Origin of the sequence: Sorangium sp. So ce887 (assembly GCF_051521455.1) — a bacterium.
In the GTDB taxonomy this organism is placed as follows: domain Bacteria; phylum Myxococcota_A; class Polyangia; order Polyangiales; family Polyangiaceae; genus Sorangium.
In genome coordinates, this window is sequence record NZ_CP150354.1 from 10,213,093 (window position 1) to 10,228,677 (window position 15,585).

The 15,585-nt window shown below is 69.2% G+C and carries 11 protein-coding genes; 9 read left to right on the forward strand and 2 right to left on the reverse strand.

The features are described 5' to 3' along the window. Positions 1 to 395: 395 nt before the first annotated feature. From WMF36_RS38195 to WMF36_RS38210, 4 genes are all read left to right on the forward strand, one after another. Positions 396 to 2,600, forward strand: a complete 2,205-nt coding sequence (locus tag WMF36_RS38195; protein ID WP_437575758.1) for a GumC family protein — start codon at positions 396 to 398, stop codon at positions 2,598 to 2,600. 13 nt (positions 2,601 to 2,613) lie between these two features. After that, positions 2,614 to 4,179, forward strand: a complete 1,566-nt coding sequence (locus WMF36_RS38200) for an O-antigen polymerase (RefSeq protein ID WP_437575759.1) — start codon at positions 2,614 to 2,616, stop codon at positions 4,177 to 4,179. A gap of 142 nt (positions 4,180 to 4,321) precedes the next feature. After that, complete coding sequence (locus WMF36_RS38205) at positions 4,322 to 5,587, forward strand: glycosyltransferase family 4 protein (protein WP_437575760.1); 1,266 nt, start codon at positions 4,322 to 4,324, stop codon at positions 5,585 to 5,587. Beyond that, positions 5,584 to 7,119 (forward strand): heparinase II/III domain-containing protein, encoded by a 1,536-nt coding sequence (locus tag WMF36_RS38210; protein WP_437575761.1) that lies wholly within the window; start codon positions 5,584 to 5,586, stop codon positions 7,117 to 7,119. The genes WMF36_RS38205 and WMF36_RS38210 overlap by 4 nt, the downstream gene beginning before the upstream one ends. Positions 7,120 to 7,182: 63 nt before the next feature. Here WMF36_RS38210 and WMF36_RS38215 read toward each other — a convergent pair whose 3' ends face one another. Together WMF36_RS38215 and WMF36_RS38220 are read right to left on the reverse strand one after the other, a co-directional pair. Next, positions 7,183 to 7,929 carry a class I SAM-dependent methyltransferase gene (locus WMF36_RS38215; RefSeq protein ID WP_437575762.1) on the reverse strand — a complete coding sequence of 249 codons (747 nt, stop codon included), beginning with the start codon at positions 7,927 to 7,929 and terminating at the stop codon, positions 7,183 to 7,185. Between the two features lie 67 nt (positions 7,930 to 7,996). After that, a complete protein-coding gene (locus WMF36_RS38220) occupies positions 7,997 to 9,508 on the reverse strand; it encodes a glycosyltransferase family 4 protein (RefSeq protein WP_437575763.1) in 1,512 nt (503 codons plus the stop codon). 812 nt (positions 9,509 to 10,320) lie between these two features. On the opposite strand from WMF36_RS38220, the gene WMF36_RS38225 reads away from it, so the two are divergent. From WMF36_RS38225 to WMF36_RS38245, 5 genes are all read left to right on the forward strand, one after another. Beyond that, positions 10,321 to 12,477: a bi-domain-containing oxidoreductase gene (locus WMF36_RS38225; RefSeq protein ID WP_437575764.1), complete on the forward strand. Its 2,157-nt coding sequence runs from the start codon at positions 10,321 to 10,323 to the stop codon at positions 12,475 to 12,477. Between the two features lie 168 nt (positions 12,478 to 12,645). Continuing rightward, complete coding sequence (locus WMF36_RS38230) at positions 12,646 to 13,260, forward strand: MerR family transcriptional regulator (protein ID WP_437575765.1); 615 nt, start codon at positions 12,646 to 12,648, stop codon at positions 13,258 to 13,260. A gap of 17 nt (positions 13,261 to 13,277) precedes the next feature. Beyond that, the gene (locus WMF36_RS38235; RefSeq protein WP_437582008.1) at positions 13,278 to 14,495 is read left to right on the forward strand and encodes an IscS subfamily cysteine desulfurase; all 1,218 of its coding nucleotides are present in this window, start codon (positions 13,278 to 13,280) and stop codon (positions 14,493 to 14,495) included. 72 nt (positions 14,496 to 14,567) lie between these two features. Further along, a complete protein-coding gene (gene iscU, locus WMF36_RS38240; protein WP_437575766.1) occupies positions 14,568 to 15,017 on the forward strand; it encodes a Fe-S cluster assembly scaffold IscU in 450 nt (149 codons plus the stop codon). A 54-nt stretch (positions 15,018 to 15,071) separates the two neighbouring features. After that, positions 15,072 to 15,551, forward strand: a complete 480-nt coding sequence (locus WMF36_RS38245) for a HesB/IscA family protein (RefSeq protein WP_437575767.1) — start codon at positions 15,072 to 15,074, stop codon at positions 15,549 to 15,551. The last annotated feature ends 34 nt before the right edge of the window (positions 15,552 to 15,585 follow it).

Here is a 15,585-nt window from a genome sequence, read left to right on the forward strand (position 1 = left end):
GCCTGCACGCATGACCATCGATGACCGTGTCATTCTGCTTGTCCTCAGCGAGCGAGCGAGCGGAGCGCGGAGCACGCGGCCGAAGTGTAGTCCATCCCGGCGGGGCGGCAGCAGCGAGCAAAAGTCCTCCCGGCTGGCACCTCTGCCGCGCCCGCGACCGGGCATTCGGGCCGTAGACAGCCCGAGATGCGCATGTTATACTACATCCGCTCCCAATTCGGAACGCCGGCTTGAATTTTGGGGACCTGGGGCGCACCTTAGCCCTCCGCGCGGACCCCTACCCTGGGAAACGCGCCTCAATCGCACGACTTATGGCTGACGAACTCAGAGCCCCCTCGACGTCCCTGTCCCCAAACGACGCTTCCACCGAGCGCTCGTTCGATCTCGTAGCGGCCTTGCGCATCGTTAGCAAGCACTGGGCCACCGCGCTCTCGACGCTGCTCTTCGTCGCCCTCAGCGTGACGTTCTACACGCTCGGGCAGAAGAAAATTTATCAGTCGACGACGACAGTACAGTTCGATCCGAATCCTCCGAGGCCGCTCGGCCGCGGAGTCGACACCGTGGTCGACATGGGCGCTGGGTCGTACTGGAACAACCGAGAGTATTTCGAGACCCAGTACAAGGTCATCCGGTCGATGCGGGTGGCGCTCGCGGTCGTCGCCCGGCTCAGCCTGCAGAGCGACGCTTACTTCCTGCAAGACCTCCCGAGGGAGGCGGCGGCTCCCGCGCCGAAGACCGTGACCGCTGAGGAGGCCGCGGAGCTCCTGCTCGAACGGCTCTTGATCGAGCCGGTGAAGGACAGCCGCCTCGCGGTCGTGCGTTACAACGATGCGGATCGCGAACGGGCTCAGCGCGTGCTCTCGACGCTGATGGATGTTTACATCGAGCAGAACCTCGATGACGCGCTCGCCTCGACGAACTCGGCGGTCGACTGGCTGAGGATACAGCTCGACAAGCTGAAGAACGACCTGGAGGCGAGCGAGACCTCGCTCCACGAATACAAGCTCAGCAATGACATCCTCGACGTGGATTTCGAGGACAAGACCAACATGCTTCGTGAGGAGATGAAGCAGATCAACGACGCCCTCACGTCGGTGCGCACGCGGCGGGAGGAGTTCTCCGCGAGGAACCACGAGCTGTCGAAGGTCGACCCGAACAACCCGACCGACCTCCCCGCCTCGGAGCTCATCCAGAGCCCGGTCCTCCAGATGCTGCGCGCGCGCCAGGAGGAGTGCGTCCGCGAGCGCGACGCGCTCCTCGGCTCTGGCAAGGGCGATAACCACCCGGACGTCCGCGCCGCCAACGAGCGGATTACCGCCAACCGGAGCGCGCTCATCGCCGAGGTCAAGAATGTTCAGGGCGCGGTGAGCCGCGATCTCGCCATCGTGAAGCGCCAGGAGACGGGCCTCGCGGCGCTGCTCGATGACTCGAGAAAGCAGGCCTTCGGGCTGAATTCTCTGAAGATCGAGTACGACCGCCTCCGCAGGACGAAGGACAACACGGAGAAGCTCTACCAGCTCGTCCTCGAGCGCACGAAGGAGAGCGATCTGCAGCGGATGATGCGGGTGAACAACATCCGCGTCCTCGACAGGCCGAGCCTCGCGCTCACCCCGCTGCGTCCCCGCGTCGGGACCAACATCGCGGTCGGCATCTTCGCCGGGCTGCTCCTCGGGATCGGGGCGGCGCTGGGGCGGGCGTTGCTCGATCGCACGCTGAAGACGCCGGATGAGGTGGAGCGGGAGCTCGGTCTACCCCTCCTGGGCCTCCTGCCGGAGTTCGACAAACGGGGCAAGCAGGAGGCTGAGCTCCGCAAGGCGAACCGCCGCGGCAGGCGCGCTGCCCAGCCGGGCCGGCGCGAGCTCGTCGTCCATGATCAGCCGAAGAGCGGGATCGCGGAGGCGGCCCGCGCGATCCGGACCAACCTGCTCTTCATGTCGCCCGACCACCCCTACAAGACGCTGCTCGTCGCGAGCGCCGGGCCCGCGGAGGGAAAGACGACGGCGTGCTGCTGCATCGCCGTCGCCATGGCGCAGGCAGGACAGAAGGTCGTCCTCATCGATTGCGACCTCCGCAAGCCGCGCCTCCATCACATCTTCGGGAAAGGCATGGAGATCGGCGTCACGAGCGCGCTGCTCGACGACTCGGTGGTCGACGACGAGAGCGCGCTCAGGACGGAGGTGGAGAATCTCTATGTCATCCCCGCGGGCCCCATCCCGCCGAACCCGGCGGAGCTCCTGCACAGCGATCGCTTCAAGGCGCTGCTCCGCAAGCTCCAGGGCCGCTTCGACCGCGTGCTCATCGACAGCCCTCCCCTGCTCGCGGTGACCGACGGCACCGTGCTGTCCACGCTGGTCGACGGCACCGTGCTCGTCGTACGAGCATCCGTCACGACGCGCGACTTCGCGCGTCATGGGATCCGGGCGCTCTACGACGTCGGGGGCAAGACGGTGGGGGTCGTGCTGAACGCCGTGAACCTGAACCGGCAAGAGTACGGCGCCTATCACTACTACGGCTACAAGAGCGACGACCCTTACCAGACGCCTGCCGAGCCGGCGCCCTCCGACCCAGCGGGCCCGCCTCCGCCTCCCCTGCCGAATTGAGGAGCGCCGGCCCTTGCTCTCCTTGAGGCTCCCCGGCGCACGGGGCATCCCCCGCGCACACGGCGCTCGGCGCGCCGCCAAGGCAGCCCCCGCCGGGGCGAGGACGCGCCGCGTCCGGCTCTGGGTGACGATGCTCGTCGCCGCCCTGGCGACGCTCGGCCCCGTCCTCGAGGGGACGCTCGGCAACGGGATCGGGTGGACCGTCGGCCTGCTGGTCCTGATGCTCGCCCCGTCGCTCGCCCGCGCCGGCGGTCCCCGCTTCCATCCGCTGGATCCGGAGACGTACGTGCCGGCCACGTACTTCCTCAGCGTCGCTTACACTCCCGTCCTGCGCCTGCTCATGTCCACTGGACTCCATCTGTCGAGCCGTGACGAGGCGGCCATGGAGGTAGCCTACGTCGGCGCAGCCGGATGCGCGATCGTGTGCACCGCCCTGAGCCGGGCCCCCGAGGCGCCGAACCTCGATCGCCTGGTGCCGATGCACAACCCGAAGGCGATCCTGGACCAGGACTGGGGGACAATGGCGCTCGGAGCGCTCGGGATCGGGCTCGTATTCGCGTGGATCGCCTCGATCGGCCTGGGGAGGTTCTTCACGCTGAGCTACGGGGCCACCCACCTGGAAGGGCACGGCAAGGGCCTGTTGATCTCGGGCTGGTACCTGATCCAGATCGCGGCCGTCTACTTTTTTCTCCGGATCGCGTCGCTCCGCAAGGCCCGCCTGCGGGTCCCGATGATGGTGTACGTCGCCGGGATGCTGCTCCTCATGACCTTCCTGCTCAACACGGCGACGGGGCGGCGAGGCCCTCTCATCTTTGCTATCCTCTCCGTCGGGCTCGGGTTGCATGCTTTCGGTGTCCAGATCCGGCGCCTGTGGCTGGCCATCGGCATGGTGGGCGTCCTCTTCTACGGCATCGCGATGGACGGCGCCCGGTTCAAGCAGGGCAGCGGGCTCGCCGCGCAGATCGAGTCGGCGGTGCTGCGCCTCGATCAGACAGAGAACGTGCTGGAGATCAGCGAGCTCCAGCGCGTCTACGATAACCTCGTCAACATCGTGAACGAGAGGCCTCCCCTCGTAGACTACCCGGGCGAGAGCTGGATCAACGCCGTCCTCATCCTGGTGCCCAAGCCGCTCTGGCACGAACGGCCGCTCGCGCTATCGGAGCGCTATGTCATGTGGATGGATCCTGACTTTGCGCGCCACGGCGGCGGCTTCGCCATGAGCGCTGCCACCGAGGGATACCTGAACCTCGGTCTCCTCGGTACGTTCATCCAGATCGCGGTGATGAGCGCCGTCTTCTTCATGCTGCCGCTCGTCATGGCAGCCGCGCGCGAGACGCCGCTGTTCGGCCGTGCGACCGCCGCGTGCCTCGCCTCGTTCGCGTACTACCAGTTCCGGGGCGAGCTCAGCTCCCTGCTCAAGATCACGCTCACGCTGGGGGCCGCGATGCTCGTGGCGGTCCTGGTGGCCTCGGTCGTCAAGCACGTGCGGCACAAGCTCTCTGCAATGGGTACAGTGCGCCATGGACCCGAGCGGCCCCTGCACCACACACGCCTCGGCCGGCCGTCGTCGAGCCAGTAGGGTCCCCGCGCTGCCGTCCGGCGACCGACCGACGGCCTCGCCTCGCTCCGACGCGGCGGCGGCCGCGGGCGCGAACGGCTCCACCAAGAGAACGGCTGAACGAACCCCCAACGAGAACGTGGCCTGAAGCGCCACGCGGACCATGCGCATCCTTTACGTCTCCCCTTACTTCCCGCCCGAGCCGGGCGCCCCCGCGGCGCGCGTTTCGGAGCTCGCCCGAGCCTGGCGCCGCACTGGGCACGAAGTCACCGTCCTCACAGGCCTTCCGAACCACCCGACCGGGGTCGTCCCGCCCGAGTATCGAGGTCGGGTCCGCATCGAGGAGGACTTCCATGGAGTGCGGGTCCTCCGCACGTGGATCTACGCCGCCGCCAACCGGGGCAAGGTGCGTCGCTCGCTGGCGTACGGCTCGTTCGCCGCCTCCGCGCTCACGCTCGCGCAGCTCGCGTTGCCCCCGAGCGACGTGCTCATCGCGACGAGCCCCCACTTTCTCACGGCCGTGGCCGGCTACGGGCTCGCCAGGCTCCGCCGGCTGCCGTTCGTGTTCGAGGTGCGCGACCTCTGGCCCGAGTCCATCGTGGCCGTGGGCGCCCTCCCGGCAGGGCATCCGGTCGTGCAGGGGCTCACCATCGTCGAAGAGCAGCTCTACCGGGCGGCCGACGAGATCGTCGTCGTCACGCAGAGCTTCCGCGAGCGCCTCGTCGCCCGGGGCGTGCCCGCCGACAAGATCGACGTCGTCCGCAACGGCGTGGATCTCGGTCGCTTCACGCCGTCGCCGCGCGACACGCCGCTCCGGGCGAAGCTCGACCTCGGGGACCGCCTCGTCGTGGCGTACGTCGGCACGCACGGGATGGCGCACGGCCTCTCCGCGGTGCTCGACGTGGCGAGAGGCCTGCTCGCGCGCGACGACATTCGCTTCCTCTTCGTCGGAGAAGGGGCGGAGCGGGCGAGCCTGGAGGCGCGCGCACGTGAGCTCGGGCTCACCAACGTGACGTTCCTCGGCGCGCTCCCGCGCGACGCGATCACCGAGGTGTACGCCACCGCCGATATCTGCCTCGTTCCCCTGCGCAAGACCGAGCTCTTCGAGACCGTGATCCCCTCCAAGATCTTCGAGATCCTCGCCATGGCGCGCCCGGTCGTGATCTCGGTCGACGGCGAGGCACGGGCGATCGTCGAGGAGTCGCGCGCCGGCATCTTTGCTCCGCCCGAGGACGTGCCGGCCATGACCCGGGCCATCGTCGAGCTCGCGTCCGATGCCGACAGGCGAAGGCGCATGGGGGAAGCGGGGCGGTCCTACGTCATCCGTTCGTTCGATCGCGACGCCCTCGCGCGCGACTACATCGAGGTGCTGGAGCGCGTGGTCCTTCGTTCGGGATCTCGCGGAGATCAGCGGAGGAACAGGCCATGAACCTCCCGCGGGTCGCCCGCACCGTGGCGCAGCTCCACCCGGTTCAGGTGCTCGCCCGTCCGATCGCGCTCGGTCAGCGCGCGCTCGGCAAGGTCCCCACCGCGGCGCGGCCTCCGCGCCTCCGCCCCGGCTTCGCCCCGCCGAGCGCGCGCTTCGCGGCCTTCGCGGACGCCGAGAGGGCGCGCGGCGGCGCGCGCCTGGCCGCGATTCCCGAGGGTTCGCTGCTGCATGCGTACGAGCGCGCCTACGGTTATGAGCTCGGGGCCGACCCGACGCTCCAGGCCCCGGGCACGTGGGACGCCCCCATCGCGTCGCATCCCTTCCCCGCCTCGGTGCGCGCCCGCAGGCTTGCGGTCGCCGCGCGCCTCGGGCGTCCTGGGCTCTCGGCCGAGCTGGCGCGCGCTTGTCGGGCCGTCGCGCTCGGCCTCGAGCTGCACCTGCTCGCCAACCACCTGCTGGAGAATGCCCTCGGGCTCGTGTGCGGAGGCGCGGTCACCCACGGGATCGAGGCGGAGGCGTGGTGGACGCTCGGCTCGGCGCTCCTCGCCTGGCAGCTTCCGGAGCAGTTCCTGGACGACGGCGGGCACTTCGAGCTCTCCGTCTCGTACCACCTCGCGCTGACGGCCGGGCTGCTCGAGGCGATCGAGCTCACGCAGGCATCGGGGCGCGAGGTGCCCGAGCTCTGGCGGACGACGGCGCAGAGGGCGCTGTCATGGGCCGCCGCTGTCCGCGCTCCGGACGGCACCTACCCCCTGTTCAACGACGCCGCGCTCGACGCCGCGCCCGAGCTCGATCGCGTCCTCGGCCTCGGCGCGGAGCTCGGCCTCTTCGCGCCGGCCCGAGCGCCCGGCGCAGCGCTGGACGACGGGCCCTCGCTCCAGCATCTCACCGCGACCGGCTGGGTGATCCTGCGGTCCGGCGCTCGGGCCTGGCTCGCGTTCGACGCGGGGGCGGACGGGGCCTCGTATCAGCCCGGCCACGTGCACGCCGACGCGCTCACGTTCGAGCTGTGGCTCGGGGGCGAGCGCGCCGTCGTCGACTACGGCGTCTCCAGCTACAAGCCGGATCGCGACCGGGAGGAGACCCGGGCCACGCGCGCGCACAACACGATAGAGCTCGGCGGCGCCGACTCGAGCGAGGTGTGGAGCGCTTTCCGCGTCGGCCGCCGGGCGCGCGCCGAGGTGCGCCGGGTCGAGCAGGCCCGCGCGCATGTCGCCGTGGAGGCCGAGCACAACGGATACCGGTTCCTCCCCGGGGCCCCCGTGCATCGACGGGCGCTCGAGCTCTCCGAGCGCGAGCTCACGATCCACGACGAGATCCTCGGCGGCCGGACGAGCGCGTGCTCCCGGCTCAGGCTCGACGAAGCCGCCTGGCGGAGCCAGTCGATCGCGATCGAGGGCAGAGCGCTCACGCCGGACCGGAGCTCGGGCGTCTGGTTCCCCTGCTTCCGGCAGCCGCGGGCGGCGGTGGTCTTCTCGGGGAGCGGCCAGGTGCAGGGTGGCTGGCGCGGCGGATTTCGCATCCGGTGGTGACCGCTGCTCGCCGAGAGCGCCGGGAGCTGCGACGACCTCGCGTCCCCGCGCGAGGGCTGCGCCTCACTCGCGCACGAGGCTGCCCGTGAGCGTGATGCGGAACGGCGCGAGCGCCTCGACCTTGTCGAGCAGCAGGTGCAGCGCCAGCGCTGCCTGGTGGAAGCCGGGGAAGAACACCGTATAAGCCGGGTGATCGACCCCTGTATAGAGCTTGTCCACGCGGAAGCCTGTCGCCTTCGCGATGCGGCGTACGGCCCACACGGTGTTCATGCGGAAGTAGGTCTGGTACGGCTTGGGGTTATTGCTGCCCCGCGACGCGCGCAGCATGCCCACGTAGAAATCGTGGAACCACTGCGGCGTCAGGTGCGTCGCGAGCCCCGAATACGACAGGAGATTGGGCGCCGTGAACACGAAACGCCCGCCCGGACGCAGGAGCCGGTGCGCCTCGCGCAGCACCGCCTCCGGCCTCTCGAGGTGCTCGAGCAGGTGGTCCGCCGCGATCGCATCGGCGCAGCCGTCCGGCAGCGGGATCGACTCGCCGAACGCGCAGATGTGCTGTGGCGCCGGGTTGCGCGCGAGCGCCTGCTCGTCCGGATCGACGGCGTAGATGGTCTTTCCGTCGAGCGGCACGGTCGCCACCTTGCCGAACCACAGCGGCCCGCAGCCGAGGTGGATCACGTCCTTCGCTGGGAGGACCGCCTCGTCCACGAGCCCCTGGTAGGCCTTCCAGTAATGCTGGCGATCCGTGAATTTGTAATAAAGCGCGTTCGTCTTTGTATTGAAGTCGACGGCTTTACGGATGATCTCCACTGTCTCTCCTAGGTCGTTCGTCCATCTGGCCTGGCGGCGCGAGCCCGCCAGCCGCTGGAGGAAGGGCTCAAACCACCGACAGGTGCCCCTGGGGAAGCGGCTCGAGCGTGCGCGAGGACGGCCGGCGCAGCAGCAGCCGCTCCGCCGAATCCGCCACGAGCTGCAGCAGCATATCCGCCTGCGGGCTGACCGCGCTCTCCTCGCTGTCCCAGCGGAACCGCAGCTCGACGGTCTCGCCGGCGAGATCGATCGTGAAGACCGCGACGACCGCCTCACGGAGCCGCAGCGGCGTCGCCGTGTCCCGCGTCCAGGTCCAGGGCTTCACACGCGCGTTGCCGTTCGCCCCCTTGGAGCTCACTTCCATGGCCAAGAGCCGCGCCTCTGCCGCGAAGCGCTCGAGCACCACGCGCAGCCGCTCGGGACCGCTCGCGGTCTCGATCTCGAGCAGCGCCCGCGGCACCGCGCGGCGCAGCGCCTCCACGACCATCTCGCGCGGGCGCTTGGCGGCGGCCGGGCGCGCCCCGAAGAGCGCGAACGAGCCCGCCGCGCGCACCACGATGAACAGCGCCGCGCTGCAGGCCAGCAGCGCGAAGCCGATCTCGTGCGAGCGGCCGACGTACGCCACCAGCGCGACCACGGTGAAGAGCAGGCTCAGCCCGTAGAGGATCAGCACCGCGCCGCGGTGCGAGTGGCCTTTGTCGAGCAGCTTGTGATGGATATGCGACCGGTCCGCCGAGAAGATCGGCCTGCGCGCGATGAAGCGCCGCACCATCGCCGAGATCATGTCGAAGATCGGCAGGCCCAGCGCGAGCAGCGGCACGAGGACCGCGAGCGCGGTGCCGCCCTTGTGCGTGCCCACGCCGAAGAGCGGGATCGCCGCGAGCATGAACCCGAGGAACATGCTCCCGGTGTCGCCCATGAAGATCGTCGCCGGGTGGAAGTTGTGGAACAGGAATCCGACGATCGCGCCGGCGAGCGTCGCCGCGAGCAGGCAAATCACCAGGTTGCCCGGGTAGCCGCCCAGGTATGCGGTGATGAAGTTGGCGACGCACGCGAAGAAGCCCACCCCCGCAGCGAGCCCGTCGAGCCCGTCGATCAGGTTGACGGCATTGATGATCGCGACGAACCAAGGGATGGTCACGAAGAAGGACAGCGGCCAGAAGGACACGTGGCCGAAGTATGGCAGCGTCACACACTCGAGGCGGAGCCCGAAAGCCCACGCGAGCGAGGCTGCGAGGATCTGCGCGAGCAGCTTGTGCCGTGCGCGCATTCCCTTGATGTCATCCCAGGCGCCCGCCGCCGCGATCGTCAGCCCGCCAGCCAGCAGGCCGACCACCAGCGAGTGCTGCGTGAACCACTGAAGCGCGATCTGCGTTTGCAGCGCCACGAGGATGAAAAGGGGCAGTATGAAGCCTGCCACGATGGCGAGCCCGCCCAGACGCGGGATGCATCGGGTGTGCACGCGGCGCGCGGTCGGCTCATCCACCGCCCCCACAGTGAGCGCCAAACGGCGCACGAGCGGCGTCGTCGCCCAGGAGAGCACCAGCGCAAGGATGACCGCAGTGAGCGTACTTACCATCGCTCTCCTTCCCTTTGGGAGTTACGCCCCCCTTTGGTGCAGCGCGGAGCGCGATATTCATAGCTCGTCATCATAAAATGCCAGAAAAAGCCTTCGTCGATGTGCCCCTACTACCGCATGCAAGCGCCTGAGACAACCGTCGGGCAAGGTACGGACAGAAGTGTGAGACGCGAGTAAGTAAAACCCCTAGTAAGCCAACCTTCCGCCATGGTGAGAGATCGCACATTTTACACTTTCACTGCAATTATCCACACCCAAGGGCGTTTTCGGTGGCCTGTTGAGCGGAAAAATGCGGTCCTGGCGCCCACCGATTACCGTGTTGTCGCGCGGCTCGTCGGCAGCCGATTCGCACTCAGACGTGCGGATCGCTCGATCTCCGGTCTCCGGCGGTCTGTGGTTCGAGTACAAAGCGCCTCACCCTTCGTCACAGGTGCGATGCGCAGCGACGAGCTGCCCGCGACGGCCGTGTTCTAGGCGCTCCCTCCACGGCGCCGTTGGCCCGGAGGATGCCTATGCCGAGCTCAGCAGCACCAGCCCGGCATAGACATCCTTGCCGCACCCCAGGAACGGCTCTTCCTGGGGTGTCTCTTCGGTTGCGAAGATCCCACATCATGGCTCAACCCATGAGGGGGAGTCCCGGCGCGACGCGCGATCCATGCTGCGCCGCGCCCCCGCAGGGCATGGAGCGCGCGTGCCGCAGCGGCTCGCCGATCAACGCCAGCAGCGCGCCCCGGGGCGGTGTATAGGAGCGAGCTCCATCGCGCCAGCGTGCGTCGATGGGCACTGGACAGGTAGGTACGAGGAGAGTCGGCATGCGTCAGGTATCTCAGAGTTATCGGACGGGGAAGCTCGCGGTGGTGGACACCGCGGCGCCCCGCGCGCCCGCGGGCGGCGTCCTGGTGGACACGACGGTCTCGCTGATCTCGGCCGGTACGGAGCGCGCCATCGTCGACATGGCCCGCAAGAACCTGATCGCCAAGGCCAAGGAGCGGCCGGACCTTGTCGCGAAGGTCATCGACAAGGCGAAGCGCGAGGGCGTGCTGGCCGCCTTCGACGCCGTGCGCACAAAGCTCGACAACCCCATCCCGCTCGGCTACTCGCTCGCAGGCCGCGTGGCGGCCGTGGGCGCCGGGACGGCGGGCTTCGCGCGCGGCGACCGCGTCGCGTGCGCGGGCGCGGGCATCGCCAACCACGCCGAGGTCAACGCGGTCCCGCTGAACCTCGTGGTGCCGGTGCCGGACGGCGTCACGGACGAGGAGGCCTCGTTCGTGACCGTGGGCGCGATCGCGCTGCACGGCGTGCGGCTCGCCCGGCCCACGCTGGGCGCGAGCGTGGCGGTGATCGGCCTCGGGCTGCTCGGGCAGATCGCGGTGCAGCTGCTCGCGGCGCACGGCTGCGACGTGATCGGCATCGACATCGATCCGGCCAAGGTCGAGCGCGCCAAGGCGCGCGGCGCGGTGGCCGGCGCGGTGCCCTCGCGCGAGGACCCGATCGAGGTCGTCCGCGCGTTCACCCAGGGGCGCGGCGCCGACGCGGTGGTGATCACCGCCTCGTCGCCGACGAACGAGCCGCTCGTCACCGCGGGCGAGCTCGCCCGCGATCGCGCGCGCATCGTGATGGTCGGGCTGATGCCGATCGACGTGCCGCGCAAGACCTACTTCGACAAGGAGCTCGAGCTCGTCGTCTCGCGCAGCTACGGCCCCGGCCGCTACGACCCCGAGTACGAGGAGCGCGGCCGCGACTACCCGATCGGCTACGTGCGCTGGACCGAGCGCCGCAACTTCGAGGCGGTGCTGCGCGCGATCGAGACCAAGCGGCTCGACGTGCAGAGCCTCGTGACGCACCGCTTCGCCTTCGAGGACGCGCTCGACGCGTACGCGGTGGTGACGGGCGAGCGGCTGGAGCCTCACCTGGGCGTGCTGCTGACCTACCCGGCCGGCCGCGCGGAGCAGCCCGCAGAGGTGGCGACGGCGACGACGCACGCGCGGCGCGACCGGTCGACGCTCGGGGTGGCGATGGTGGGCACCGGCGCGTTCGCGTCGAGCGTGCTGCTGCCAGCCCTCGCGAAGACCGCCGGCGCGAAGCTCGTGGCGACCGTATCGGGCCGCGGGCTCTCCGCGCGGCACGCGGCGGACCGCTTCGGCGCCGCGCACGTGCTGGCGGATCTCGACGCCGCGCTGGCGCTGCCCGACGTCGACGCCGTGATGATCGCCACGCGGCACGCGGGCCACGCGGCGCAGGCCGCGAAGGCGCTCGCCTCGGGCCGGGACGTGTTCGTGGAGAAGCCCGCGGCGATCAGCGAGGACCAGCTCGCCGAGCTCGCGCAGGCCGTCGCGGGCGCGAAGGGCCGCCTGCAGGTGGGGTACAACCGCCGCTTCGCCCCCTTCGCCATCACGGTGCGGGAGGCGTTCGCCCAGAGGCGCGCGGGGCTCGTCATGATCGCGCGCATCAACGCGGGCCGCGTCCCCGGCACGAGCTGGATCGCGGACACGGCCGAGAGCGGAGGGCGCATCGTCGGCGAGGGCTGCCACTTCGTCGACCTCTTCTCGTACTGGGCGAACGCCGAGCCGGTCCGGGTGAGCGCGCACGCCATCGGCGCCGAGGGGGCGTACCACCGCGACGACAACGTCATCGTCACCCTGACCTTCGGCGACGGCAGCGTGGGGACGCTGATCTACACGTCGATGGGAGATCCCAGCGTTCCCAAGGAGAGCTACGAGGTGCTCTGCGAGGGCAAGGTCGCGCAGCTCCACGACTGGCGCGCCCTCTCGCTGACCGAGCGCGGCAAGACCCGCACGACGCGCGCGCTGAAGGCCGACAAGGGCCACGCGGCGCAGATCGAGGCGTTCGTGCGGGCGTGCAACGCCGGAGCGCCGAGCCCGATCCCCTGGAACAGCATCGAGGCGACCACGCGCGCGACCTTCGCGATCGAGCGAGCGCGTCAGGACAACACGAGCGTCGAGCTGTAGCGCCCGCCGGCCCACCGTCGCGCTCGGCGTATCGCGCTCCACCAGCGCGATACGCCGCTACGTCGGCACCCGTACAAGCCGGTTGACAGCCTCCGTCCAGCGCCCTAGAAGGTCCGCAACCCTCACGCATACGTAAGGGTCAGGGTTTCAACCTGGCGCAGCGTACCTATGACGACACGGCACCACCTTCCTGTCGCGTACGAGCATGGCACCGGCGGGTCCATCCTGTCCGGTACGTCCAGAACGGATGCGCCCGGGGGTTGCGCTGAGGCCGAGGAGGACGATCGCCTCCTCCAGGTGGGCGACATCGCCAAGGCGACCGGGAAGACGGTGCGGGCCATCCACCACTACGAGGAGGTGGGGCTGCTCACGCCGCACGCCCGCTCCAAGGGGCGCTACCGGCTCTACGACCACGCCGCCCTCAGCCGGGTCCGGTGGATCGGCAAGCTCCACGACCTCGGCCTGTCGCTGAGCCAGATCCAGCAGATCGTCTCGACCTGGGAGGCGTCCTCGTCGGCCCCCGGCGCGATGTCGCGGATCCGGGACGTTTACCAGCAGAAGCTCGAAGAGGTGCGGGAGCAGATCGCGCACCTCGAGAACCTCGAGCACGAGCTCGTCGCGAGCCTCGCCTACCTCGACACGTGCGAGACGTGCGACCCGGCAGAGCTCGTCGCCGCCTGCACGAACTGTAATCTTCACGACAAGAGCAAGGCTGAGCCCGAGCTCGTCGCCGGGATCCGCGGCGGCAATGGGCATTGCCGCCAGGGCTCGAATCACCGCTGAGCGAGAACACCATGGCCATCCAACTTCCGATCTACATGGACTACCACGCGACGACGCCTGTCGATCCGCGTGTCCTCGACGCCATGCTGCCGTACTTCAACAGCAAGTTCGGCAACGCCGCGAGCCGGAGCCACGTCTTCGGCTGGACCGCCGAGGAGGCCGTCGGCCACGCTCGCGAGACGCTCGCCAGGTTCATCGGCGCCTCGAACCCCAAGGAGATCGTCTTCACCTCCGGGGCGACCGAGAGCGACAACATCGCCATCAAGGGGGTCGCCGAGTTCTACAAGGACAAGGGCAACCACATCATCACGAGCGTGATCGAGCACAAGGCGGTGCTCGACACCTGCAAGCGGCTCGAGAAGCAGGGCTACGAGGTCACCTACCTCAAGGTCGACAAGTACGGAATGGTCGACCCGGACGACGTCGCCAGGGCGATCACCGACAAGACGATCCTCGTCTCGATCATGCTCGCCAACAACGAGGTAGGCACGGTCCAGCCCATCGCCGAGATCGGCAAGATCACGAAGTCGAAGGGCATCCTCTTCCACAGCGACGCGGTGCAGGGGGTCGGTAAAATCCCCTTCAACGTCGAGCAGATGGGGGTCGACCTCGCGTCGGTGACGGCCCACAAGATCTACGGGCCGAAGGGCATCGGCTGCCTGTATGTGCGCAGGTCGAAGCCGCGCGTCCGCATCACGTCGCAGATGGATGGCGGCGGCCACGAGTTCGGCATGCGGTCCGGCACGCTCAACGTGCCCGGCATCGTCGGGTTCGCCAGGGCCGCCGAGCTCCTCATCGGGGAGGGTGAGGCGGAGTCGGCGCGCATCGTGTCCTTGCGCGAGCGGCTCCGGACCCGGCTCTGGAAGGAGCTCGACGCCATCCAGCTGAACGGCTCGCCCGATCGGCGGCTGCCGGGCAACCTCAACGTGTCGTTCAGCTTCGTCGAGGGCGAGGCCATGATGATGGCGATCAAGGACGTGGCCGTCTCCAGCGGCTCGGCGTGCACGAGCGCCAGCCTGGAGCCCTCCTACGTCCTGCACGCGATGGGCATCGGCGACGACCTCGCCCACTCATCCATTCGCTTCGGGCTCGGGCGCTTCACCACCGAGGAGGAGGTCGATTTCGTCGCTGACCTCGTGATCCGCAAGGTGAACAAGCTGCGCGACATGTCGCCGCTCTACGAGATGCACAAAGAGGGGATCGACCTCAACAGCGTGCAATGGGCGGCCCACTGAGGCGCGGCGCGGACAGCGCCGACCCGTCAGAGCAAGGTTTCGAGACGAAAGGAAACGGTCGAGGAGAGAGCCATGGCATATAGCGATAAGGTCATCGAGCACTACGAGAACCCCCTGAACGTCGGCACGCTCGACAAGAATGATGAGCAGGTCGGCACCGGGCTCGTCGGCGCTCCGGCCTGCGGCGACGTCATGCGCTTGCAGATCAAGGTCGGCGAGGGCGGCGTCATCGAGGACGCGAAGTTCAAGACGTTCGGCTGCGGTTCGGCCATCGCGTCGTCGTCGCTCGCGACCGAGTGGCTGAAGGGCAAGACGATCGACGAGGCGGAGACGATCAAGAACAGCATGATCGCCGAGGAGCTCCACCTGCCGCCGGTGAAGATCCATTGCTCGGTCCTCGCCGAGGACGCGATCAAGAGCGCGATCGCCGACTTCCGGGCCAAGCAGCAGGCGAAGAGGGAGCTCACCGGCGCGGCGCCTTCAGGCGCCGCCAAGAGCACCGCGTCGGCGAGCGCGGAGTAACAGCACCGGCTTCGGGGCGGAGGCGGCCCGGAGCACCGCAGAGGGAGCAGCGCCATGCAGAGCAGCGAGGAGACGACCACGACCAGGCCGGCGGACGCCGGGGCCTACCCCGCGCCCGCCACGACGGCGCACGCCGCGCCCGCGCAGAGCAACGGGGCCGCGGTAGAGGCAGAGGCCAAGCCGAAGCGGACGCTCGCGGTGAGCGACGCGGCGGTCCAGGCGGTCCGGGCCCAGCTCGCCAAGCGCGGCACGCCCGAGGGCGCCATCCGGGTCGGGATCCGCGGCGGCGGCTGCTCCGGGTTCTCCTACGTCATCGAGTTCGATGACAAGCCGCCCCGCTCCGGCGATCTCGTCCTGGAGTTCGCCGAGCCGGACAAGGCCACGGTGCGCGTCTTCTGCGACAAGAAGAGCATCCTCTACCTGGGCGGCTCGGTGCTCGACTGGGAGAAGACGCTCATGTACCAGGGCTTCAAGTTCAAGAACCCGCAAGAGGCGACTCGCTGCGGCTGCGGGCACTCGTTCACGGTGGCCTGAGCCGCCGGACGGAGCGCCCGCCCTCGCCGCCGAG